At 66.9% G+C, this 22331-nt stretch carries 20 protein-coding genes; 4 read left to right on the top strand and 16 right to left on the bottom strand.

The features are described from left to right. The first annotated feature begins 114 nt into the window (after positions 1-114). The 4 genes from C9424_RS14465 (at position 115) to C9424_RS21935 (ending at position 2412) form a co-directional block, all read left to right on the top strand. Positions 115-831 carry a DUF4397 domain-containing protein gene (locus C9424_RS14465; protein ID WP_116767500.1) on the top strand — a complete coding sequence of 239 codons (717 nt, stop codon included), beginning with the start codon at positions 115-117 and terminating at the stop codon, positions 829-831. A 180-nt stretch (positions 832-1011) separates the two neighbouring features. Continuing rightward, positions 1012-1584 carry an RNA polymerase sigma factor gene (locus C9424_RS14470; RefSeq protein ID WP_116767501.1) on the top strand — a complete coding sequence of 191 codons (573 nt, stop codon included), beginning with the start codon at positions 1012-1014 and terminating at the stop codon, positions 1582-1584. Continuing rightward, positions 1571-1879, top strand: coding sequence for a hypothetical protein (locus C9424_RS21930; RefSeq protein WP_237563472.1), 309 nt, complete (start codon positions 1571-1573; stop codon positions 1877-1879). Before C9424_RS14470 ends, C9424_RS21930 begins: the two co-directional genes overlap by 14 nt. Positions 1880-2139: 260 nt before the next feature. Further along, complete coding sequence (locus C9424_RS21935) at positions 2140-2412, top strand: anti-sigma factor (RefSeq protein WP_237563473.1); 273 nt, start codon at positions 2140-2142, stop codon at positions 2410-2412. A 95-nt stretch (positions 2413-2507) separates the two neighbouring features. Here the strand turns inward: C9424_RS21935 and dnaE are convergent, their stop codons facing one another. The 16 genes from dnaE to C9424_RS14555 all read right to left on the bottom strand — a co-directional run bounded on the left by dnaE (position 2508) and on the right by C9424_RS14555 (position 22328). Next, the gene (dnaE, locus tag C9424_RS14480; protein ID WP_116767502.1) at positions 2508-6065 is read right to left on the bottom strand and encodes a DNA polymerase III subunit alpha; all 3558 of its coding nucleotides are present in this window, start codon (positions 6063-6065) and stop codon (positions 2508-2510) included. Between the two features lie 54 nt (positions 6066-6119). Beyond that, positions 6120-7094, bottom strand: coding sequence for an RluA family pseudouridine synthase (locus tag C9424_RS14485; RefSeq protein WP_272914151.1), 975 nt, complete (start codon positions 7092-7094; stop codon positions 6120-6122). Positions 7095-7101: 7 nt separating this feature from the next. Further along, positions 7102-7680 (bottom strand): signal peptidase II, encoded by a 579-nt coding sequence (gene lspA / locus C9424_RS14490; protein WP_116767503.1) that lies wholly within the window; start codon positions 7678-7680, stop codon positions 7102-7104. 182 nt (positions 7681-7862) lie between these two features. Further along, positions 7863-8567 carry a DivIVA domain-containing protein gene (locus C9424_RS14495; RefSeq protein ID WP_116767504.1) on the bottom strand — a complete coding sequence of 235 codons (705 nt, stop codon included), beginning with the start codon at positions 8565-8567 and terminating at the stop codon, positions 7863-7865. A gap of 187 nt (positions 8568-8754) precedes the next feature. Continuing rightward, on the bottom strand, positions 8755-9042 hold the full coding sequence (locus C9424_RS14500; protein ID WP_116767505.1) for a YggT family protein: 288 nt from the start codon (positions 9040-9042) through the stop codon (positions 8755-8757). A 137-nt stretch (positions 9043-9179) separates the two neighbouring features. Further along, a complete protein-coding gene (locus C9424_RS14505; protein ID WP_091255134.1) occupies positions 9180-9710 on the bottom strand; it encodes a cell division protein SepF in 531 nt (176 codons plus the stop codon). A gap of 87 nt (positions 9711-9797) precedes the next feature. After that, entirely contained in the window at positions 9798-10610 is an 813-nt protein-coding gene (locus C9424_RS14510; RefSeq protein WP_116767506.1) for a YggS family pyridoxal phosphate-dependent enzyme, read from the bottom strand. Next, complete coding sequence (locus tag C9424_RS14515) at positions 10603-11388, bottom strand: polyphenol oxidase family protein (protein WP_116767507.1); 786 nt, start codon at positions 11386-11388, stop codon at positions 10603-10605. Before C9424_RS14515 ends, C9424_RS14510 begins: the two co-directional genes overlap by 8 nt. Before the next feature lie 114 nt (positions 11389-11502). After that, a complete protein-coding gene (gene ftsZ, locus C9424_RS14520; protein ID WP_091255129.1) occupies positions 11503-12720 on the bottom strand; it encodes a cell division protein FtsZ in 1218 nt (405 codons plus the stop codon). 222 nt (positions 12721-12942) lie between these two features. Then, positions 12943-13905: a cell division protein FtsQ/DivIB gene (locus C9424_RS14525; protein WP_116767508.1), complete on the bottom strand. Its 963-nt coding sequence runs from the start codon at positions 13903-13905 to the stop codon at positions 12943-12945. Further along, positions 13898-15298, bottom strand: a complete 1401-nt coding sequence (gene murC, locus C9424_RS14530; RefSeq protein ID WP_116767509.1) for a UDP-N-acetylmuramate--L-alanine ligase — start codon at positions 15296-15298, stop codon at positions 13898-13900. Before murC ends, C9424_RS14525 begins: the two co-directional genes overlap by 8 nt. A 4-nt stretch (positions 15299-15302) precedes the next feature. Further along, complete coding sequence (gene murG, locus C9424_RS14535; protein WP_116767510.1) at positions 15303-16472, bottom strand: undecaprenyldiphospho-muramoylpentapeptide beta-N-acetylglucosaminyltransferase; 1170 nt, start codon at positions 16470-16472, stop codon at positions 15303-15305. Positions 16473-16481: 9 nt separating this feature from the next. Continuing rightward, complete coding sequence (gene ftsW / locus C9424_RS14540; RefSeq protein WP_116767511.1) at positions 16482-18026, bottom strand: putative lipid II flippase FtsW; 1545 nt, start codon at positions 18024-18026, stop codon at positions 16482-16484. Positions 18027-18028: 2 nt separating this feature from the next. Next, positions 18029-19630 carry a UDP-N-acetylmuramoyl-L-alanine--D-glutamate ligase gene (gene murD / locus C9424_RS14545; RefSeq protein WP_116767512.1) on the bottom strand — a complete coding sequence of 534 codons (1602 nt, stop codon included), beginning with the start codon at positions 19628-19630 and terminating at the stop codon, positions 18029-18031. Further along, positions 19612-20721 carry a phospho-N-acetylmuramoyl-pentapeptide-transferase gene (gene mraY, locus C9424_RS14550; protein ID WP_116767513.1) on the bottom strand — a complete coding sequence of 370 codons (1110 nt, stop codon included), beginning with the start codon at positions 20719-20721 and terminating at the stop codon, positions 19612-19614. Before mraY ends, murD begins: the two co-directional genes overlap by 19 nt. Continuing rightward, entirely contained in the window at positions 20718-22328 is a 1611-nt protein-coding gene (locus C9424_RS14555; protein WP_116767514.1) for a UDP-N-acetylmuramoyl-tripeptide--D-alanyl-D-alanine ligase, read from the bottom strand. Before C9424_RS14555 ends, mraY begins: the two co-directional genes overlap by 4 nt. Positions 22329-22331 lie beyond the last annotated feature (3 nt).

Genomic DNA, 22331 nt, shown 5'->3' on the forward strand with positions numbered 1-22331 from the left:
CGGGCCACGGCACATTAAAACTTCCCTAGTGGTGCATCCGGATACGGCCTTTGGCCGGTAGTAAGGGTGTAAGCACAACCACCGCCCCATGTGGGCCTCGATGAGGAGTTGGAAATGCGCAAGACACTTTCTGCAGCCACCGGAGCAATCACGCTACTGGCAGCACTGTCGCTGGCCGCCCCGGCCCAGGCCGCGACCTGGCACCACCGCGACGATGGAACAGCAAAACTGTCCGTCCTCCACGGCGTTCCGGGCCTTACCGTCGACGTCTGGGTCGACGGCAAGCTCACCCTGGATAACTTCACACCGGGCACATTGGCCGGGCCGTTGAACGTCCCGGACGGAGACCACAAGATTGCGATCACCGGTGGCGACGCCACCAGCGCCGACAACCCCGTGATAGGCCCGGTCACAGTGGACCTCGAAGCAGGTCGGGACTACACAGCGGTCGCACATCTGGCCGCTGACGGGACCCCCACGGCCACCCTTTTCACCAATGACACCTCCACCAGCCCGGATGGAAAGGGCAAGCTGACCGTCCGGCACGTCGCTGCGGCCCCCGCCGTCGATGTCCTGGCCGGTGGGACCGCGGTCATTGAGGGACTTACCAACCGGCATCAAAAGACCCTCACCCTCAAGGCCGGAAACGTCTCCGCGTCGGTCGCAGCAGAGGGAACCACTGACCCGCTGATCGGCCCCGCCGACGTCAAGGTCACCGAGGGAAAAAACACCATCGTCTACGCCTGGGGAAGCCTCGCGGACAACAACCTTGGGGTCGCCGTACAGGTAGTGGACTCCTCATCGCGCGGACACAAAGGCCACCACGAGTAATCCATCCGGAGCTCCAGCAGACGTCCTGTTCTGTCGCCAGGTGGGGTCACGTCGACCGTGGCCCCACCGGCACGCGTACCGTGACATCCTGGAGAGCTGACCCCGTTCGACCATGGCGGAGTCCCCCGGAGCGGCATAATGTGGTTCAACAAGGCCCATTGCCGCTCAAAGGAGCACCTGATGGAGGCTGCCGCATCGCATGATTGGGACGCCCATCTCGATCACGCATTTGCCGGCGGCGACGAACGCGTCCTCGCGGAGGCGTACCGAAGGTTTGGTCCGCTGGTCTACACGCTGGCGCTGAGATCCCTGGGAGAGCGTGCCGCTGCCGACGACGTCACCCAGGAGGTTTTCATTCGGGCCTGGAAATCACGGACCACTTTTCGCCCCGAGGCGGCACGGCTGCCGGCGTGGCTGATCGGGATTGCCCGCAACGCAATCTCCGACGCTTTGTCCGCCCGCTCCCGCCAGCGCCATCTCGAACAAGCGGCCATTCTCCTGGTGGCTGCCCCCGTTTCCCGCCCAGATGCTGGGGACGTCGAAGAGGTCGCCGACCGCCTGACGTTGGACGAAGAACTGGAGCACTTAGGGGATCCACAGCAGACAATAATGCGGCTGGCGTTCTATGAAGATCTGACTCACGACCAGATTTCGTCGCGTCTTAACCTGCCGCTCGGAACCGTCAAAAGCCACATCCGGCGCAGCCTCACCCGCTTACGCACCCGCCTGGAGGTGGAACATGGAACACCTTGACGCCGAACTTCTCAGTCTGCTGGCCCTTGGCGAGTCCCTCGGCACAGACACCGACGCCGACCACCTCGCCAGCTGCCTCGTGTGCAGCGAAACCCTCCGAGGCCTGCAACATGCGGTGCACATTGCCACCCTCGACACCGCAGGCATCGAACTCGAGAAACCCGGCAGCCAGAACTGGGCCGCCATCCATCAGGCCCTCGGCCTGTCGCCGACCCTCGCGACGGATCCCCTGACCCAGCCCAGCGCAGGGCCCCTGTCCCACCGAAGAAGCCAGCCCCGGCGGAAGCGCCCCTGAACCACGGCAGCGGCACAGAGTCGGCACCGACACCACTGCGGCCCAGCGCCAAAGACAGGTACGCCCGTCCCGGTCTCTGGATTACCGCGGTTGCCGCCGGAATCGTTCTCGGCACGGCCGCCGGATGGACCGCCGCCGGAGTTCTCGGACACAACGGCACTACTGCGCCCACCTCCACCCAGTCGGGTCCGACATCGACAGTCCTCGCCCAAACGTCCCTGACTCCACTGCCCGCGCACACCGGGAGCGGAGATGCCCTGGTGGAGCAACTCCCCGATGGAACCCGGCACCTGATCATCCGGCTCTCCAACGACCACATCACCGGATTCCGGGGAGTGTGGGTCGGCTCTGCCGACCTATCCAAGATGGTCAGCCTGGGTGTCCTCGACAATGAATCCGGCACCTTTACCATCCCCGCCGGCGTCGACCTTGCCCAATACCCCATCGTCGACGTGTCCAACCAGCCGTACAACGGGAACCCGGCCCATTCCGCCGACAGCATCGCCCGGGGAACCCTCAACCCGAAAAACTGATCCTCGCATACCATGCGTGAACCTTGGGGGTGGCGAGCGGCCCCAGGGTGTCCTGGACCTCTCAGCCTTGCCTAGTGGCCACCCGCACCTGCATTTCAGTTATCCAGGCACGTCGGGCCGAGCAGCACCTTAAGGTCGCCAAAGAGGGACGGACTTGGGTTCACGCGCAGGTGCACCGGCAGGCCCATGACCTCCACCCGGGTGTCACCTTGCAGGTGCAGCCGGACCTCGGAGTTTCCGCGGTGGGTGCGCAGGACGTCGCCCAGCTCAGTGACGACGGCCTCGGTGGCCTTGTGCGTGGCCATGGTGATCACCACCGGCCCGTTCTGGCTGTCGCTGAGGTCCGGCACGGACAGTTCCATGCAGTTCAAGGTGACGGCGCCGTCGTCGCGCCGTTGCAGGCGGCCCTTGACCACCACGATCAGGTCCTCCGCCAGCACCGAGGCGATGGGGCCGTAGACCTGGCCGAAGAACATGACCTCCATGGAACCGGCGAGGTCCTCGATTTCGGCGCGGGCGTAGGCGTTGCCGCTGGCCTTGGCGATCCGGCGGCTGAGCGAGGTGATCATGCCCGCGATGGTCACGATCGCGCCGTCCTGCGGGCCGTCTTCGGCGATGATCGAGGTGATCGACCGGTCCGCGTGCTGGCTCAGGAGCCCTTCGAGCCCCTGCAGCGGGTGGTCGGAGACATACAGGCCGAGCATGTCCCGCTCAAAGGCCAGTTTGTCCTTTTTCTCCCATTCGGGAAGATCGGGGATTTCCGTGCTGAGTGAGGCCTCCGGCTCCTGGTCCTCAAAACCGGCGAAGAGGTCAAACTGGCCGATCGCCTCGTTGCGCTTGAGGGTGATGACGGAGTCGATCGCTTCTTCGTGGATCATGGCCAGGGCGCGGCGATGGTGGCCCAGCGAGTCGAAGGCACCTGCTTTGATCAGGGATTCAATGGTGCGCTTGTTGCAGACCACCGCGGGGACCTTCATGAGGTAGTCCTTGAAGGACGTATACGCGCCTTCCTTCTCGCGCGCCGCCACCATGGCCTCGACGGCGTTCACGCCGACGTTGCGGATGGCGCCCATGCCGAAGCGGATGTCGTTGCCGACCGGGGTGAAGTTGAGCGCCGACTCGTTGACGTCCGGCGGTAGCACGGTGATGCCCATGCGGCGGCATTCGTTGAGGTAGATCGCCGACTTGTCCTTGTCGTCGCCCACGGACGTGAGCAGGGCGGCCATGTACTCCGGCGCGTAGTGCGCCTTCAGGTACGCGGTCCAGTACGAAATGACGCCGTAGGCGGCCGAGTGCGCCTTGTTGAAGGCGTAGTCGGAGAACGGCAGCAGGATGTCCCAGAGGGTCTTGACCGCGGCCATGGAATAGCCGTTGTCCTGCATGCCCTGGGAGAAACCGGCGAACTGCTTGTCCAGCTCGGATTTCTTCTTCTTGCCCATGGCGCGGCGCAGGATGTCGGCCTGGCCGAGGGTGTAGCCGGCGAGCTTTTGCGCCACGGCCATGACCTGCTCCTGGTACACGATCAGGCCGTACGTGCCGCCGAGAATTTCGGAGAGCGGCTCCTCGAGCTCCGGGTGGATCGGAATGACTTCCTGGATCTTGTTTTTGCGCAACGCGTAGTCGGTGTGCGCGTTCGCGCCCATGGGACCGGGCCGGTAGAGGGCCAGCACCGCGGAGATGTCTTCGAAGTTGTCAGGCTTCATCAGTTTGAGCAGGGACCGCATGGGTCCGCCGTCGAGCTGGAAGACGCCCAGCGTGTCGCCTCGGGCCAGCAGTTCGTAGGACTCCGTGTCGTCCAACGCCAGGGTTTCAAGGTCGAGATCGATGCCCCGGTTCATCTTGATGTTTTCCAGGGCGTCGGAAATGATCGTCAGGTTCCGCAGGCCCAGGAAGTCCATCTTGATCAGGCCGAGGCCTTCAGACGTCGGATAGTCGAACTGGGTGATGACCTGGCCGTCCTGGAAGCGGCGCATGATCGGAATCACGTCGATGATGGGGTCCGAGGACATGATGACACCGGCGGCGTGCACGCCCCATTGCCGCTTCAGTCCCTCAATGCCCAGTGCCGTCTCGAAAACCTTGGCGGCTTCAGGGTCGGTGCTGATCAGCTGCCGGAAGTCGCCGGCTTCGCTGTAACGCTTGGCCTCGGGGTTCTGAATGTCGGCCAGCGGAATGTCCTTGGCCATCACAGCCGGGGGCAGTGCCTTGGTCAGCTGCTCGCCCATGCTGAACGGGTAGCCCAGCACGCGCGAGGAGTCCTTGAGGGCCTGCTTGGTCTTGATGGTGCCGTAGGTGACGATCATCGCCACGCGTTCGTCGCCGTATTTCCGCGTGACGTAGTCGATCACTTCGGAACGGCGCCGGTCATCGAAGTCGACGTCGAAGTCAGGCATGGAAACGCGGTCAGGGTTGAGGAAGCGTTCGAAGATCAGGCCATGGTGCAGCGGATCGAGGTCGGTGATGCGCATGGCATACGCCACCATGGAGCCTGCGCCGGAGCCACGTCCGGGACCCACCCGGATGCCGTTGTTCTTGGCCCAGTTGATGAAGTCAGCCACCACGAGGAAGTAGCCCGGGAAGCCCATCGAGGTGATGACTTCCAGCTCATAGTCGGCCTGCTTGCGGACCTTGTCCGGGATGCCCTGGGGATAGCGGTACTGCAGTCCCTTGTCGACTTCCTTGACCAGCCAGGACGTTTCGTCCTCGCCCTCGGGGCAGGGGAAGCGTGGCATGTAGTTGGCGCCGGTGTTGAACGACACTTCGCAGCGCTCGGCGATCAGAAGCGTGTTGTCGCACGCCTCCGGGTGGTCGCGGAACAGCTCCCGCATTTCCTGCGGGGATTTCAGGTAGTAGCCGCTGCCGGAGAAGGCAAAGCGGGAACCGCCGTTGTCGTAGGTCGGCTCCAGGAGCGTGGAACCGGACTGGATCGCCAGCAGGGCCTCGTGCGCCTTCGCGTCGTGCTCGTGCGTGTAGTGGAGGTCGTTCGTGGCCACGAGCGGCAGGTTCAGTTCCTTGGCCAGGCGCAGCAGATCGCCAGTGACCCGCCGCTCGATGTCCAGGCCGTGGTCCATGAGCTCGCAGAAGTAGTTCTCAGCGCCGAAGATGTCGCGGAACTCGGCCGCGGCCTCCACGGCTTCCCGGTACTGCCCCAGCCGGAGCCTCGTCTGGACTTCGCCGGACGGGCAGCCGGTGGTGGCGATCAGGCCTTCGGAGTATGTGTTCAGCAGTTCCCGGTCCAGCCGCGGCCATTTGCCGAAGACCGAGTCCAGGGAAGCGATCGAGGAGGCCCGGAAGAGGTTCCGCATGCCCACGTTGTTGTAGCTCAGCAGGGTCATGTGCGTGTACGAGCCGCCGCCGGAAATGTCGTCCTTGCGCTGGTGCTCCTCGCCCCACCGCACGCGGCTCTTGTCCGTGCGGGCGGTCCCGGGAGTCACATACGCCTCGACGCCGATAATCGGCCTGATGCCCTTGTCCGTTGCCCGCTTCCAGAAGTCGAAGGCACCGAACAGGTAGCCGTGGTCCGTCGTGGCGAGGGCCGGCATGCCGAGCCGCTCGGTTTCGTCGAACAGTTCACCGAGCCGGGCGGCGCCGTCCAGCATCGAGTACTCGGTGTGGTTGTGGAGATGGACAAACGAGTCGTTGCTGGAAGTCACCGCACCATTCTAGTGCCGTGCCGCGGCAGCGGCGTGCAGCCGCGACGGCGGGGCTCAGGCCTGCCCGGATTCCAGGACCTCGAGGGCATACTTCAGATCCTGCGGGTACTCGCTGGTCACGGTGACCCGCTCCCCCGTCCGCGGGTGATCGAAGGACAGTGACCGGGCGTGCAGCCATTGCCGGGTCAGCCCCAGGGTGGCGGCCAGCCGCGGGTCCGCGCCGTAGGTGAGGTCACCGGCGCAGGGGTGGCGCAGCGCGGAGAAGTGCACGCGGATCTGGTGGGTGCGGCCCGTTTCGAGGTGCACCTCCACGAGCGAGGCCTTCCCGAAGGCTTCCAGGACCTCGTAGTGGGTAACGGAGTCACGGCCGTCCTCGATCACGGCGAACCGCCAGTCGTGGCCCGGGTGGCGGCCGATGGGGGCGTCAATGGTGCCCGCCAGCGGGTCCGGCAGGCCCTGGACGACGGCGTGGTACACCTTGTCCACGGTTCGTTCTTTGAAGGCCCGCTTAAGAACGGTGTACGCGTTTTCGGTCTTGGCCACCACCATGACGCCGGAGGTGCCGACGTCGAGCCGGTGGACGATCCCGGCGCGTTCGGGGGCGCCCGACGTCGAAATCCGGTAGCCGAGTCCGGCGAGGCCTCCCACCACCGTGGGACCTACCCAACCGGGCGAGGGGTGGGCTGCCACGCCGACCGGTTTGTCAATGACAACGAACTCGTCATCGTCCAGCAGGATCTTTAGGCCGTCCACTACTTCCTCCACGATTTCCAGGGGGTCCCGACGGTCCGGCACCACGACGTCGAGCACGGTGCCGGCGGTGAGCTTGAGGGACTTCCCGACCCTCTTGGCGTTGCTGCTGACATGGCCTTCCGCGATGAGGACAGCAGCCTGGGAGCGGGAGATGTCCATCATTTTGGACAAGCCGGCGTCCACCCGGGCGCCTGCGAGGTCCTCCGGGACGGTGAATTGCCGGTGCCCTGCAGGTGCAGAACCGGACTCCCCGGCCGGGTCCTCGGGGTTAGACATCTCGGGGTCAGACATCCTTGGCCACCGCTTCCTTCGTGTGGCGCGAACCGTCCAGCGAGATCCCGCGCAGCGTGAGCAGGCAGATGATCACGACGGCGGAAACGACGGCGGAGTCGGCGATGTTGAAGATCGCGAAGTTCGGCAGCTGGATGAAGTCCACCACATGGCCCATCGCGAAAGACGGCTCGCGGAAAAGCCGGTCCGTCAGGTTGCCGAGTGCACCGCCGAGCAGCAGCCCGAGCGCCAGCGCCCACCACAGCGAGCCAAGCTTACGAAGCTGCATCAGGATCGCGACGGACACCGCCGCCATGATGATCGTGAACACCCAGGTGACGTTTTCGCCGATCGAGAACGCCGCCCCGGAGTTGCGGATGTAGAACCAGTGCAGCAGCGGCGGAAACACGGGGATCCGCTCGCCCTCGGTCATGGTGGTGGTGACCCAGAGCTTGGTCAGCTGGTCAAACACGTACGCGAACACCGCGAAGGAAGCGAACAGGACAAACAGCTTCGCCCGGCGCCGCCGGGTAGGCACGGGCTGTATGGCCGCGGCAGGCTGTGTGGCGTCTGGTGATGGTGCGTCAGTCATAGGGCTTTCGTTCGGGAGCCAGTACGGAGACCGGGGTGTGGTGCCCGGCACGCCGGCACCGGAACCGGTGGCGGCACCGTGCGGGAATGAACCGTGCAGGAATGAAACAGTGCGGGAAAAAGGAAAAGCCGGCGGCCGAGGAGTCCCCAGCCACCGACTTTCAGAATACTTGGTTTTTTGCCTTAGCTGGCTTCGCCGACCTCAGCGGCGGCAACGGAGCCGCGGGCATCGAGGTCACGCAGCTGGCCTTCGATGTAGGCCTTCAGGCGTGAGCGGTAGTCACGCTCGAAGCCGCGCAGCTGCTCGACCTTGCGTTCCAGCACGGAGCGCTGCTGCTCGAGGGCACCAAGGATCTTGCGGGACTTTTCCTGAGCATCGTTGACGAGGCTGCTGGCCTCGATCTGTGCTTCAGCGATGATCTTGTCCCGCTGCTGCTCGCCGTCGGCGATGTGCTTGTCGTGCATCTGCTGTGCCATGGCGAGCAGGCCGGCGGCTGACTCGGAAGCCGGGGTGACCGCGGTGCGGGCCGGTTCGACTGCCTGGGCTGCCTGGGCGGCCTTGGCGGCCTGCTCGGCTTCCTTCTTCTTGGCGGCTTCAGCGGCCGCCTTTGCCTTGGCCTCAGCCTCAGCCTTGGCGGCGTCTTCCTTTTCGGCCTTGACGGGCGCCGGGACCTTTTCCACCACGGGGGCGGCGGCTGCGGAGCTGGCAGGCGTGCCGGCGCCGAGTTCGGCGAGCTTCTTGCGGAGCTCGTCGTTCTCCTGGTTCAGGCGCCGGAGTTCGACGACGATCTCGTCCAGGAAGTCATCTACCTCGTCCTGGTCGTAGCCTTCGCGGAACTTGGTCGGCTGAAAGCGCTTGTTGACAACGTCTTCTGGCGTCAAAGCCATCTGGTCACCTCGTTGGTCTAGTTAGTCAGTAGGCCTTCCGGCCGTCAAAACTACGGTACCTAAATATGGTCTGGTTCCTCTAATTCAACACCGCAGTGTCAAACCGGAGTTTCTAGCAGTTCGGGCCTTGGCCCGGGTCAGTCGCCTGCGTGGCCGCGGCGGCTGCTTATGCCGCGGTCGGCCGGGCCTACACCAGGCTCTTCACGATCCCCATCGCCAGGCTCACGACAACGAACAGCAGCAGGAACCCGATGTCGAGCGAAACACCGCCCAGCCGGAGCGGCGGGATGAGCCGGCGAAGGAGCCCGAGGGGCTTGTCCGTGACCGAATACACGGCATGGGCAGCAACGAGCGCCACACCGCGCGGCCGCCAGTTCCGGGCAAACATCTGTACCCAGTCGTAAACCAGGCGGATGATCAGGGCCACGAAGAAAAGCAACAGTGCGATATAGACGAGCCCGAAAACAATTCCCATGAGCTAACTCATATCTCCATGTTCATTCCGGATACCGCAGTGTCCTAAGGAAAGTACCGCTTCTATTTCAACACGAATAATTCCGCACGGATGCCAGGCGGGTGTCCCCGCCTGGCATCCGTGCGGAATTATCGTCTCTAGCTTTGGTTGAAGAAACTGGCCTGCGTCTCGCTGACCTTCTTGTCATCGCCAATGACTTCGATGTACGACGGCGAGAGCAGGAAGACCTTGTTCGTCACCCGTTCGATGCTGCCGCGCAGACCGAAAACAAGGCCGGCGGAGAAGTCCACGAGGCGCTTGGCATCGGCCTCGCCCATGTCGGTGACGTTCATGATGACGGGGATGCCGTCGCGGAAGCTTTCGCCGATGAGCTTGGCGTCGTTGTAAGACCGCGGATGGATCGTGGTGATCTGCCGGAGGCCGGTGGTCTCTTCGCGGCTCGATGCCGCACGCTTGATGGGTGTCACAGGTGCGCGATATTCCTCTTCAGCGGCGTAAGGCTCTTCCCGGGGGACCTCGCGGACGGGCGCGGGCGCACGTCGTTCCTCGCGGTCCTGCTCCATGGATTCGTCCTCATCCTTGTGCGGTGTGGGGTGCTCAGACTCGTAGTGTTCGTCGCCGTCGGCGAGCCCAAGATAGATCATTGTCTTGCGCAGAGCGCCAGCCATGCTCGACTCCTAATCTTGTCCGTAAGCGGGCCGCTTAATGACTAGACAGCCTTGGAATCCCCGCCGATACCTTCCAATACGTCGAACTTACCGCAGGCCCGGACGCGGACCGAGAATATCGGAGCCAATGCGCAGGTGTGTCGCCCCGAACCGGATCGCCTGCTCGAGGTCCTGGCTCATGCCGGCGGAAATTCCCGCGGCCTCCGGAAATTGTTCTCTCAGCCGCCCGGAAATGCCGGCCAGTTTCTCGAAGGCGGCGGCCGGGTCCGCACCGAGCGGGGCCACGGCCATGACGCCCGCGAGCCGGAGTCCAGCGGCTCCGGCCAGTTGTTCGGCCAGTGCGGGAACGTCGTCGGGGGCTGCGCCGCCGCGGTGCACGCCGGCGTCGTCCTCAAGACTGACTTGGATGAAGCAATCCAGGGGCGGCCGCCCTGTGCGATCGCTTTCGACCGCCATCGCTTTGGCCAGGGCCGTGGCGAGGCCGGCCCGGTCCACGGAGTGCACGGCCCCGGCGTATCTCACCACGGACTTGGCCTTGTTGCTTTGGAGCTGGCCGATGAAGTGCCAGTTCAGGCTGAGGTCTTCCAGTTGCGCTGCCTTTCCGGCGGCTTCCTGGTCCCGGTTTTCCCCGACGTCTGTGACCCCCAGCGACGCCAGCCGCCGGACGTCCTGCGCCGGGTGGAACTTGGTGACGACAATCAGACGGGGCGGCGTCGACTGGCGGCCCGCGGCCGCAACGGCGGCGTCGATCCTGCGGCGGACGGCAGAGAGGTTTGCCTCAAGCTGAAACAGTCGGGGACCTTCCAGCGCGTCCTCACGGTTCTCCCCCGGCCGCTCCCCCGATATTTCCCCCGGAGGACCAGCCAGCCCTGTGGGACGGCCCTCAACCGGCTCAGTCATGGCCCTGTGCTCTCTTTCCGTGTGTCGTGTCCGTCCACACCAGCCCGGCGAAGCGGCCGGTGCGGGGGTCTCGGCGGTAGGAAAACAGGTTCTCGTCCTCGAGGGTGCAGCCCCCGGAGTATTCCACCGCGACATCCGCCGCCTCCAGCTGGCTCCGGACGCCTGCCGGCAGGTCCAAGCCCGGCGTTCCGGTGGAGGTGGTGCACCACGTGGCGGGGACGGCCGCGGCAACGTCGGAGCGCAGACCGTCGGGGACCTCGTAGCAGCGGCCGCACACGGACGGGCCGATCCAGGCGCTGATACTGTCCGCGCCGAGCTCACGCAGGCGTGCGACGGCGGCCGGCACCACTCCGGCGGCCACACCGGGGCGCCCGGCGTGGACTACCCCGAGGACGGGGGCGCCGGCCGGACCGTCGCCGACCAGTACCACCGGCACGCAGTCCGCCACCATGACCGCCAGCGGCTCGGTCAGGGAGACCATCGCGTCGGCGGTGGGGGCGGCCGGTTTGTCCGCCGCGGTGTCCGATTTGCTGTCCGCTGCCGCGGGGCGGGCATCGCCCGTCGCGGTGCCGCCGCTGATGGTGGCGACGTCAGCGCCGTGGACCTGGTTCATGTACCGGAAGACGCGCCCGCCGAGTCCCGCGGCCGCTTCGAGCTCCTTGCGCCGGCGGCGGACCGCGCGGGGGTCGTCACCAACGTGAAGTGCCAGGTTCCCGGCTCGGGCGTCGGTGAAGGCCACCCAGACGCCGGGCCGGACTTCAGCCTGCCAGGAAAACAATCACACCACCGCCGTCAACATGTCAGGAATTCTTGCGTTCATACGTTCCACCGTAACCCGGCGAAAAGCAGCATGGCACCGCCGGACGGCAGTGCCATGCTGAAGCCGAACGACTTACTTGAGGAAGTCGGGGACATCCAGGTCATCGGAGTGGCGGCCGGACAGGTCCGGCTCCACGACGGCCGGGAGGTCGACGTCGAAGCCTGAATCGGCCGGTACCGCGGAGGGACGCTGCTGGCCCCAGCCGCCGTAGCCGGAAGCGCCCACAGTGGCGTGCAGCGGCTGGACCTGGGCGGAGGCGGGTGCCTGCGCCGGAGCCGGGGCCGCGGACGTGGGTCGCTGCGGCGCGGCCGGCAGGGACTGGTCCATGGACGGCGAGGTGGCCTTGACGTCGTCGAAGCCGGCGGCGATGACGGTGACGCGTGCCTCGTCGCCGAGGGCGTCATCGATCACGGCGCCGAAGATGATGTTGGCCTCGGGGTGGGCGACTTCCTGGACCAGACGTGCTGCTTCGTTGATTTCGAAGAGGCCGAGGTCCGAGCCGCCCTGGATGGACAGCAGGACGCCGTGCGCACCGTCGATCGATGCTTCGAGCAGCGGGGAGGCGATAGCGAGCTCCGCGGCCTTGACGGCCCGGTCTTCGCCGCGGGCCGAACCGATGCCCATGAGCGCGGAACCGGCGCCCTGCATGACGGACTTAACGTCCGCGAAGTCGAGGTTGATCAGGCCCGGGGTGGTGATGAGGTCGGTGATGCCCTGGACACCGGAGAGCAGGACCTGGTCGGCGGAGCGGAACGCGTCCAGGACGGAGACGTTGCGGTCGCTGATGGAGAGCAGACGGTCGTTCGGGATCACGATCAGGGTGTCGACTTCGTCGCGCAGGGCGTCGATCCCGGCTTCGGCGGAGCCGGCCCGGCGGCGGCCTTCGAACGTGAAGGGACGCGTCACGACGCCGATGGTCAGGGCGCCCAGGGAACGGGCAATCCGGGCTACGACGGGCGCGCCGCCGGTGCCGGTGCCGCCGCCCTCGCCGGCGGTGACGAAGACCATGTCTGCGCCCCGGATGACCTCTTCGATTTCATCGGCGTGGTCCTCCGCGGCCTGCCGGCCCACCTCAGGGTTCGCGCCAGCACCGAGTCCACGGGTCAGTTCACGCCCGACGTCGAGTTTGACGTCGGCATCGCTCATCAACAATGCCTGGGCATCGGTGTTGATGGCGATGAATTCGACGCCGCGAAGACCGACCTCGATCATGCGGTTGACTGCGTTCACGCCACCGCCGCCGATGCCGACGACCTTGATGACGGCCAAGTAATTCTGCGGAGCTGCCACGTTACGTGTCCCTTGTTCGTGTACTAATGCGAAAACTGATCGAGCGGTGCTTGAAGCTTTGAACCTTAACCTTCGAGTTGAAGGTTATAGTTATGTCAAGTAACTCATGTCTGTGACGGTATTTCCTATGCCGGGGACATTCAATAACCGGGGCCGCGTGTCGCGGTAATACCGGGCAAATAGCCCCTGTATGTAGTCCTGCCGGGTGGAAGCGATGGCTGGCTATCGCGTGACGGGGTGCCGGGGGACGCTGACATCGTAGACCTTCACGGGGTTCGCCGGGTCTGCCGGGACCTTCAGGAGGGCTGCAAGGACCCGTGCCTTCAGCTCCTTCTCCCCCGCGTTGCCCCAGACAATCGTCTGCCCGTCGACGAGTCTGAGCTCGACCGCGTCGGCGGAGGGGGCGGAGGCGTTGGAGAGCCGTGCGAGCACATCCGCCGGCAGCGCTCCCAGGACCGCGGTGATGGCCTGGAACAGGTCCTTGGGCAGGGTGCCGCTGCCGCCGTCGATCACCGGGAGCGAAACCGAGGTGGGATCTTTGGTGGTGCTGAGTTGGACGCCGTCCACGTCCACGAGCTGGAAGGTGTCGCCCTGCTTGACCAGGGCCACCGGAATGCGCTCGGTGACGTGCACCTGCAGGGTGGAGGGCGGCAAGGCCTTCACGCTGACGTCCTTGATCTGGACCAGCGGCTTCAGGAGTGCGACGACGTCGTCCTCGCTGATCTGCGGCAGTGGCTTGCCCTGGAGCGGCGCCAGGGCGGTCTGGACCTGATCCGCGCCCAACAGCCTGGTGCCCTCGACGGTGACCGTCCGCAGGGCAAGCACGGGCGAATAGATGGCGGCCGCGACGATCCCGGCGATGAGCACGGCGATGATGCCAATGGTGCTGAGCAGGATGCGTTTGCGCCGTTTGCCCTTGGGTTCCGGGAAGGACAGCACCTTGCCTGCGCCGATGCCCGGCATGCCCTGCGGGCTCTGGGGGGACTGTGGGTTCTGAGGATTCCGAGAATTCTGGGGGGTCTGCGGCTTCGGCGCGTATCCGCCCGCCGTGTCGCCGGCGCTCTTGGACGCCGAAATGACGTCCGTGCCGGCCCCGCCGGACGGCGGCCGGGAACCGGGTCCGGAGGCATTCGGCCCGGAGGCATTGGTCCCGCCCCGGTAGGTGGGGCGCCGCGTGCTAGCCACCGGCGGCCTCGACCGTCAGGGCATCGACGATCTGCGGCCCGTAGGCCGTGACGTCGCCCGCGCCGGCCGTGAGCACGATGTCTCCCGGCGCGGCGGCCGCCAGCACCGCCTGCACCGCTTCCGCGCCGGGACCGACGAGGCTGCCGCCGGAGCCCAGGTGTTCGGCGATCAGCCCGCTGGTGACGCCGGGAATGGGATCTTCCCGGGCCGGGTAGATGTCCAGGACCAAGGCCGTGTCCGCCGTGTTGAGCGCCTCGGCGAATTCGCGGGCGAATTCGCGGGTCCGGGAAAACAAGTGGGGCTGGAAGAGCACGTGGACTTTGTGCTGCCCGGCCACGGAGCGTGCGGCGGACAAGGCGGCGCGGACTTCCGTCGGGTGATGGGCGTAGTCGTCGTAGACGCGGATGCCGCGTCCCTCCCCTTTGAACTCGAAGCGGCGCGAGGCGCCGGAAAAGTGCGCGAGTGCCCCGGCAGCGGTTTCCGGTGCGACGCCGAGTTCGATCGCGACCGCGAACGCTGCGGCGGCGTTGAGCGCGTTGTGCCGGCCCGGAACCTGGAGTTCGACGCCGAAGGTGCCCGCCGCCGTCGTAATTCCGATCCGGCCCGGTCCGGTGTCGTGCAGCCGGACAGCGGCGTCCGCCCCCGTCCCGTACAGGACCACACGGGTGTTGCCGCGAGCCGCGGTGCGTTCGGCGAGGGCCCTGGCGCCGGGATCATCCGCGCAGGCCACGAGCACGCCGTCAGCGGGGAGCAGGGCCGTGAAGCTGTCGAAGGAGGCATAGACGGCGTCCGCGGTGCCGTAGAAGTCCAGGTGGTCCGGCTCGACGTTGGTCACCACGGCGATCGCCGGGCGGTAGTTCAGGAAGGAGCCGTCCGACTCGTCCGCCTCGGCCACGAAGATCCCGGAGGCGCCGTTTGCCGCGTTGACGCCGAGGGCCGGAACGTTCGCGCCAATGGCGAAGGACGGGTCGAGTCCCGCACCCTGCAGCAGCACGGTGATCATGGAGGTCGTGGTGGACTTTCCGTGGGTTCCGGCGACCGCAACCACGGTGTCGTCCGCCATGGTGGCGGCCAGGGCCTCGGAGCGGTGCAGCACGGGGAGCCCGGCGGCTCGGGCGGCGACGAGTTCGGGGTTGTCGGGCCGGATCGCGGAACCGGCCACCACTGTCTGGGCGTCGCCAAGGTTGCCGGGCGCGTAGCCGACGGCGATCCGGGCACCGGCGGCTGCGAGGTCCGTCATGACGGGGAGCGCCTTCGCGTCGGAGCCGCTCACCGGGATTCGGCGGGCCACCATGATGCGGGCGACGGCGGACATGCCGACGCCGCCGATGCCGATGAAGTGCACGCGGCCGAGCGATGCCAGGGAAGGCGTGCCGTGTTGGGGCTGGGTCATAGCTTTACCGCTTCCTGCTGTGCTGGTTCATGCCGTGCTGGTTCTTGCTGCGCTGGTTCTTGCTGTGCTGGTTCGACGTCGCGACCTCGAGGACGAGATCGGCCATGCGCCGGTCCGCGTCCCGTATGCCGAGGCTTTCGGAGCTGGCGGCCATCCCGGCCAGCCTGTCCTTGTCCAGCAGCAGGGGGATGATGTTGTCGCGGATCCAGTCAGCGGAGAATGCTTTGTCGTCCACGATCAAGGCGCCTCCGGCGGCGACGAGGCCCGCGGCGTTCAGTGCCTGCTCGCCGTTGCCGATGGGCAGGGGGACGAAGACGGCGGGAACTCCCACGGCGGCCACCTCGCTTACCGTGGCGGCGCCGGCCCGGGCCAGCAGCAGGTCCGCCGCGGCGTACACGGTTTCCATGCCGTCCACGTATTCGACCTGCCGGTAGCCGGCAGCCTCGAGCGGTTTGCCGTCGGCGTCGTGCACGGACTTGCCGCGGCCGGTGATGTGCAGGGTCTGCACGCCGGCCTCGGCGAGGGCCCCGACCGCCGCGGCGAGGGACCTGTTGATGCTCTGGGCGCCCGAGGAGCCGCCCGTGACGATCAGCGTCGGTTTGTCCGGGTCCAGTCCGAGCGCCTGCCGCGCCCCGGCTCGCGCAGCAGCGCGGTCCAGGCCCGAGATCTCCGGACGCATCGGCATGCCCACGTGGCGGGCGCGGCCGAGTTTGGTCGCGGCGAAGGCAACCGCCACGTGGCCTCCAAGGCGGGCACCGACCCGGTTCGCCAGGCCGGGGCGGGTGTTCGCCTCATGGACCACGATCGGGATCTTCCGGCGCCGGGCCGCAAGGTACATCGGCGTGCACACGTAGCCGCCGACGCCTACCAGGACGTCGGCCCCCGCCTCGTCCAGGATGGTGCCCGCCTGCTTCACGGCGCCGGCCATCCGGCCGGGAAGCCGGAGCAGGTCCACGGAGGGCCTGCGCGGGAGCGGGACCCGGCTGATCGTGGCCAGATCCAGCCCGGCGGCCGGGACCAGCCGTGCTTCCATCCCGCCGGGGGTGCCGACGGCCAGGAGCTGCACCCCCGGCCGGGACTGGCGGAGGGCGCCGGCGATGGCCAGCAGCGGGCTGATGTGACCGGCGGTTCCGCCGCCGGCAAGGACCACGGACAAGGGCGACTCGGTGTTCATGAAGGGCTGTTACGCTTTCGTGCGGTTTTTGGGGGCGGGTGTCTTGGGGGCCGGGTTCTTGGGAGAAGGGTTCCGGGGTGCACTCCGCGCCGGGTTCCCGGTGCTGCCCGGCTTGGCGTTCGCGGGTGATTTTCCGGCGGGCTTCGCGGCCGGACGCGCGGCGCCCTGGCTGGATGCCTTGGTGGCCGCCCGGGCAGCGCGGGCGCGCCGCACCGAATTTGCGAAGGCGGCCGGGCCGAACCTCAGCATCTTTTTAGGCTGCATGCCCGGGTCCATCTGGGCCCGGGCCAGGGACAGGACGACGCCGATGGCACACAGCGACATCAGCAGGGCCGAGCCGCCGTAGGAGATGAACGGCAACGGGACACCGATCACCGGCGCCAGCCCCGTGACCACGGCCATGTTGACGCTCGCCTGGCCCAGGAGCCAGACCATGATGGCGCCGGCCAGGACGCGGTGGAAAATATCGTGCTGTGCAACGACCACACGGTAGATGGCGGTGCCGAGGATCGCGAAGAGGACCAGGACGACGAGTGTCCCGACCAGTCCGAGTTCCTCGCCGATGATCGCGAAGATGAAGTCGTTGTGGGCTTCGGGAATCCAGCTGTACTTCTGCCGGCTCTGGCCGAGTCCGACGCCGAACCAGCCGCCGGAGGCGAGCCCGTACAGGCCGTTGGTCGACTGGTAGTTCAAGTCCGAGCCGTCGGCGCAGGTCTGGCCGGTCCATGACAGGATGCGGCACATGCGGTTCGGGTTGGTGACGGCAAGGATCGTCGTGAATACGGCCAGCGCCGCACCGGCAATCGCGAAGAGGTAGAGCCGGACGCCGGCGAAGAACAGCGCGGCCGCCACGATGATCATCACAATCATCGCCGTGCCGAGGTCGTTTCCGGCGAGGATGAGCCCCAGGATTACCGCAGCCCCGGGAACCGCGACGGGAATGAGCGCATGGCGCCACTCGTGGAGGAGCTTGGCTTTGCGGTCGAGCACCGTGGCCATCCAGAGCGCCAGCGCGAGTTTGGCGGCTTCGGAGGGCTGGAAGGTGAACGGGCCGACGTCGATCCAGTTCTGGTTGCCCAAGGCGCTGCGGCCCACCAGGAGGACCAGGCCCAGCAGGGCAACGGCCAGGAACATGACCGGCCACGCGAAGCGCCTGAGCCAGACGACGTTGACGCGAGAGAGGACAAACATCGCAAAAACGCCAATCGCGGCGAATCCGCCCTGCTTCAGGGCGGCGGAGTACGGTGACTCCCCCGCCGCGATGGCTTCGACGCTGGAGGCGGAAAGGACCATCATGATTCCGATCGCCGTCAGTGCCAGGGTGGAGCCGAGGATCAGGTAGTACGTGGACCCGTTGCGGGACTTGCCGTTGCCTTCCAGCGCAGACCAGAATCGGCGGTACCAGGCCCGCACCCTCGCTGCGGGAGTGCCTGCGGGCTTGCGGGACGGTGTCCCGGCGGGCACCGGGAGGGCGCTGCTACCGGCGGATTTGCCGCTGGCGGCGCCGCCTGCGGCGGGCCGGGCCGCCGTCGTACGTGTGGGCGTGCTGACCATTGTTACTCCTCGCTGGTCTGAGCCTGCCCTTCCACGAGCTCGCGGACAGCTTCGATGAAGGCATCGCCACGGTGAGCATAGGAAGAGAACTGATCCATGGAGGCAGCCGCCGGGGCCAGCAGCACAGTGTCACCGGAGGCGGCCAGCTGCGCCGCCGAGGCAACGGCCTGGGCCATCACAGTCTCGCTGAAAATCGGCGAAGGGCCTGCGTCGGCTTTGGCCGTTCCGGCAGTCTGCACGTCTTCAGTCTCACCCTTCGTCGGCCCGATCACGGGGACATCCGGCGCGTGTCGCTTCAGGGCGGACTGCAGATCGCTGGAGTCCGCACCGATCAGGACCACGGCTTTGAGCCGGTTGGCGTGCTCCTGGATCAGGGAGTCGTAGTTCACGCCCTTGGAAAGGCCTCCCGCGATCCACACCACGTTGTGGAATGCGGACAGCGACGCGGCGGCGGCGTGCGGGTTGGTGGCCTTGGAGTCATTGATCCAGAGCACACCCTCGTGGCGGGCCACGAGCTGGATCCGGTGGTCTCCCGGGAGGTAGTTCAGCAGGCCCTTGCGGACCGCCTGCGGCTCCACCCCGTAGGCGCGAACCAGGGCTGCCGCCGCCAGCGCGTTGGCCACCATGTGGCGCGGAGCCACCGGGCCGAGGTCGGCGGTGGAGGCAAGTTCGGCTGCACTGTCCTTGCGTTCGGCGATGAACGCACGGTCCACCAGGAGCCCTTCGACGACGCCGAGCATGCTGACGGCCGGCGTCAGCGTGGTGAAGCCCACGGCCCGGCAGCCCTCCACCACATCGGCGTCCTCGACCATGCGTTCGGTCTCGATCTGCTCGGCATTGTAGATGCAGGCCTTCTGCGTGTTCTCGTAGACCTTGGCTTTGTCCGCCAGGTAGGAGGCGTAGGAACCGTGCCAGTCCACGTGGTCTTCGGCGACGTTGAGGCACACGCTGGCCACCGGCGACACGGAGTGGCTCCAGTGCAGCTGGAAGCTGGAGAGTTCGACAGCAAAGACGTCGTAGTCCACGGGGTCGCGGAGCGCGTCCAGGATGGGGGTCCCGACGTTGCCGACGGCGATCGCCTTAAGCCCGGCAGCCTGGAGCATGGACTCGGTCAGGCCGACCGTGGTCGTCTTGCCGTTGGTGCCGGTGATGGTCAGCCAGTCGGCCGTCTTGCGGCCCTTGCGTTCGCGGAGCCGCCAGGCGAGTTCGACGTCGCCCCACACCGGGATGTGGGCGCGCGCCGCGGCGGCGAGCAGGGCCTGGTCCGGGCGCCAGCCTGGCGAGGTGACCACCAGGTCCGGCTTCTGCCCGTCGATCTTCGGAACGGACTCCACTGCCTCCTCGCCCAGCAGGACGTCGGCCGCGCCGACGATCCGCAGGGTGTCAGCCTGTGCCAGCGCCTTGGGGCTCGTGGCGGCGTCAACCACCACCACCCGGGCGCCGAGCTCGATCAGGGTGTCGGCGGCGGCGAAGCCGGAGACGCCGATCCCGGTGACCACGACGCGCAGGCCGGCCCAGTCGGAGTCCCAGGTGGTGAGCTCCTGCAGCCGGGGTGAAGTGGTGAGCGGGACGGGGATAGGACTGGTCACAGGAGCACCACCCATTCAGCGTAGAAGATGCCAAGGCCGGCTGCGACGAACAGGCCGCACAGGATCCAGAACCGGACCACCACGGTGACTTCGGCCCAGCCCTTGAGTTCGAAGTGGTGCTGCAGCGGTGCCATCTTGAAGAAGCGTTTGCCCTTGGTGAGTTTGAAGTAGCCCACCTGGATGATGACCGAGAGGGTAATGAGGACGAAGAGCCCGCCGATGAAGGCCAGCAGCAGCTCGGTCCGGGACAAGATGGCGAAGGCTGCGACGGCGCCGCCGATGGCCAAGGATCCGGTGTCGCCCATGAAGATCTTCGCCGGGGAGGTGTTCCACCAGAGGAATCCGACCATTGCCGCGCTGAGGATGGCTGCCAGCAGGGCCAGGTCCATGGGGTCGCGGACCGAGTAGCAGCCGCCGCCGGCCTGCCGCGGGGAGCCGCAGGCCTGGTTGCTCTGCCAGATGCCCATGAGCGTGTATGCCCCGAACACCATCACCGAGGCGCCGGCGGCCAGGCCGTCGAGGCCGTCGGTGAGGTTCACGCCGTTGGTCGCAGCGGTGACGATCAGGTTGGACCACAGGACGAAGAGGATGGCGCCGAGCACGGTTCCGGCGAAGGCCAGGTTGAGCCACGGGATGTCGCGAACCAGCGAGATCTGGGTGGAAGCCGGCGTCAGGCCGGCGGCATTCGGGAAGTTCAGCGCCAGGATGGCAAAAATAATGCCGACCGCCGCCTGGAGGATCAGCTTGGCCTTGGCGTTCAGTCCAAGGCTGCGCTGCTTGGTGATCTTGATGAAGTCATCCAGGAACCCGACCAGGCCCATGCCCACCATGAGGAACAGCAGCAGCAGCCCGGAAGCGCTCGGCCCCGGGGAGTGCGGGTTCATCATCCACATGACCAGGTGCGTCAGCCCGTAGCTGACGAGGACCGCCAGGACCACGACGGCGCCGCCCATGGTGGGCGTACCGCGCTTGGTGTGGTGCGAGGTGGGTCCGTCATCCCGGATGAATTGTCCGTAGCCCTTGCGGACCAGGAACCGGATAAACAGCGGGGTGCCCGCGAACGCGAGGAGCAGCGCCATTCCAGCGCCCATCAGCAGTGCAATCACAGCTGTGCCCTCCCTTCGGTGGCGGTTGCGGCAGGTCCCTCAGCAGGTCGCTCGGGAGAGGTCTTGGGGGCTTGTGGAGGTAATGCTATCCGATCCCCCAGGTGGCGCAGCCCGATGCCGTTCGAGGACTTGAACAGGACCAGGTCACCCGGTTGGAGCTCGGCCTGGAGAAGGTCGTAGGCCTCGTCCGCTGTCTCGGCGAAAACGCATTCATCGCCCCAGGAGCCTTCGTTGACGGCAGAGACATAGAGCGAGCGGGCCTCCCGGCCCACCACCACGAGACGGGAGATGTTGAGCCGCACCACCTGGGTGCCGACCGTCATGTGCTCGCGGATGGAGTCCGGGCCAAGCTCCAGCATGGCGCCGAGGACCGCCCAGGTGCGGCGGCCGCGGCCCAGTTCGGCCAGCGTCCGCAGCGCCGCGCGCATGGACTCCGGGTTCGCGTTGTAGGCGTCGTTGATGACGGTCACGCCGTCGGGGCGCTCCGTGCGTTCCATCCGCCACCGGCTGGCGGCGGTCTGGGCGCTGAGTGAGGCGGCGATCTGCGCGCCGGGAATGCCGGCGGCGTGCGCCGCGGCCGCGGCCGCGAGGAGGTTGGCGATGTGATGGGCACCAATCAGCTTGGCGCTGACGTGGTACCGGGTGATCCCCTGCCCTGTTGTGCCCTGCTGTGCTGGTTCCTGCTCTGCTGTTCCTTGCGGGGCGCTGTCGCCGGGCAGGTAGAGCTCAAACTCTGGGTGGCCTTCGGCATTCAGTTCGATGCCCTCGGCCCTGACCACATCGGATGGGGCCACGTCCGGCTGGCTGCCGTTGTCCTGGCCTATGTCGGCCGGGCGGGAAGTGTAGCCGAGCACACGGGCCCGGGTCCGGGCGGCCATCGCGGCGACGCGGGCGTCGTCGAGGTTCAGCACGGCTGTGCCTTCGGCAGGGAGCGCCTCCACGAGTTCGCCCTTGGCGACGGCGATGTTGTCGATGCCGCCGAATTCTCCGGCGTGCGCGGAGCCGACGCCGAGGACCACACCGATCTCCGGCCGGACCATGTCCGCGAGGTACCGGATGTGGCCGATGCCCGTGGCGCCCATCTCGATGACGAGGTAGCGGGTGCCGAAATCGGCCTTGAAAACGGTCAGGGGCACGCCCACTTCGCCGTTGTAGGACCCCTGCGGCGCAACGGTGGCGCCGCCGGCATCGGACGCGGCAAAGATGCCGGCCAGCAGGTCCTTCGTGGTGGTCTTGCCGGCCGATCCCGTGATGCCAATCACGGTGAACGCGGCGCCGGCGGCCGCGCGGTGGGCGCGGATCCGGCGGACGGATTCAGCGGCCAGGGCGCCCATCGCAAGGACAGCGTCCTCGACGACGACTGCCGGGTACATTGCCCCGGCGGCGTCGGCGACCTCGCGCTCCACGAGCGCAAGGACGGCGCCCCGGTCAAAGGCGGCGCCGACAAAGTCGTGCCCGTCGGCGCTCTCCCCGGGCTTGGCCACATAGAGGGAACCCGCCGTGGCCTCGCGGGAGTCGGTCACCACGGAGGCGGGGGTAAGGCCCGGTTCCGCGGCCAGCCGGCCGTTGGTTATGTCGGCGATTTCCGCCGCTGTAAGTGCAATCATCTC

This window comes from Arthrobacter sp. H-02-3 (assembly GCF_003097355.1).
Lineage (GTDB): Bacteria > Actinomycetota > Actinomycetes > Actinomycetales > Micrococcaceae > Arthrobacter > Arthrobacter humicola.

What these genes read in the sequence shown, in the direction of transcription:
- C9424_RS14485 (WP_272914151.1), bottom strand. Translation starts at nt 7,094, where the DNA reads ATGTCTAACCCCGAGGACCCGGCCGGGGAGTCCGGTTCTGCACCTGCA.
- C9424_RS14555 (WP_116767514.1), bottom strand. Translation starts at nt 22,328, where the DNA reads ATGATTGCACTTACAGCGGCGGAAATCGCCGACATAACCAACGGCCGG.
- C9424_RS21930 (WP_237563472.1), top strand. Translation starts at nt 1,571, where the DNA reads ATGGAACACCTTGACGCCGAACTTCTCAGTCTGCTGGCCCTTGGCGAG.
- C9424_RS14510 (WP_116767506.1), bottom strand. Translation starts at nt 10,610, where the DNA reads ATGACTGAGCCGGTTGAGGGCCGTCCCACAGGGCTGGCTGGTCCTCCG.
- murC (WP_116767509.1), bottom strand. Translation starts at nt 15,298, where the DNA reads ATGACCCAGCCCCAACACGGCACGCCTTCCCTGGCATCGCTCGGCCGC.
- murG (WP_116767510.1), bottom strand. Translation starts at nt 16,472, where the DNA reads ATGAACACCGAGTCGCCCTTGTCCGTGGTCCTTGCCGGCGGCGGAACC.
- murD (WP_116767512.1), bottom strand. Translation starts at nt 19,630, where the DNA reads ATGGGTGGTGCTCCTGTGACCAGTCCTATCCCCGTCCCGCTCACCACT.
- C9424_RS14465 (WP_116767500.1), top strand. Translation starts at nt 115, where the DNA reads ATGCGCAAGACACTTTCTGCAGCCACCGGAGCAATCACGCTACTGGCA.
- C9424_RS14505 (WP_091255134.1), bottom strand. Translation starts at nt 9,710, where the DNA reads ATGGCTGGCGCTCTGCGCAAGACAATGATCTATCTTGGGCTCGCCGAC.
- lspA (WP_116767503.1), bottom strand. Translation starts at nt 7,680, where the DNA reads ATGACTGACGCACCATCACCAGACGCCACACAGCCTGCCGCGGCCATA.
- C9424_RS14470 (WP_116767501.1), top strand. Translation starts at nt 1,012, where the DNA reads ATGGAGGCTGCCGCATCGCATGATTGGGACGCCCATCTCGATCACGCA.
- C9424_RS14495 (WP_116767504.1), bottom strand. Translation starts at nt 8,567, where the DNA reads ATGGCTTTGACGCCAGAAGACGTTGTCAACAAGCGCTTTCAGCCGACC.
- ftsW (WP_116767511.1), bottom strand. Translation starts at nt 18,026, where the DNA reads ATGGTCAGCACGCCCACACGTACGACGGCGGCCCGGCCCGCCGCAGGC.
- C9424_RS14500 (WP_116767505.1), bottom strand. Translation starts at nt 9,042, where the DNA reads ATGGGAATTGTTTTCGGGCTCGTCTATATCGCACTGTTGCTTTTCTTC.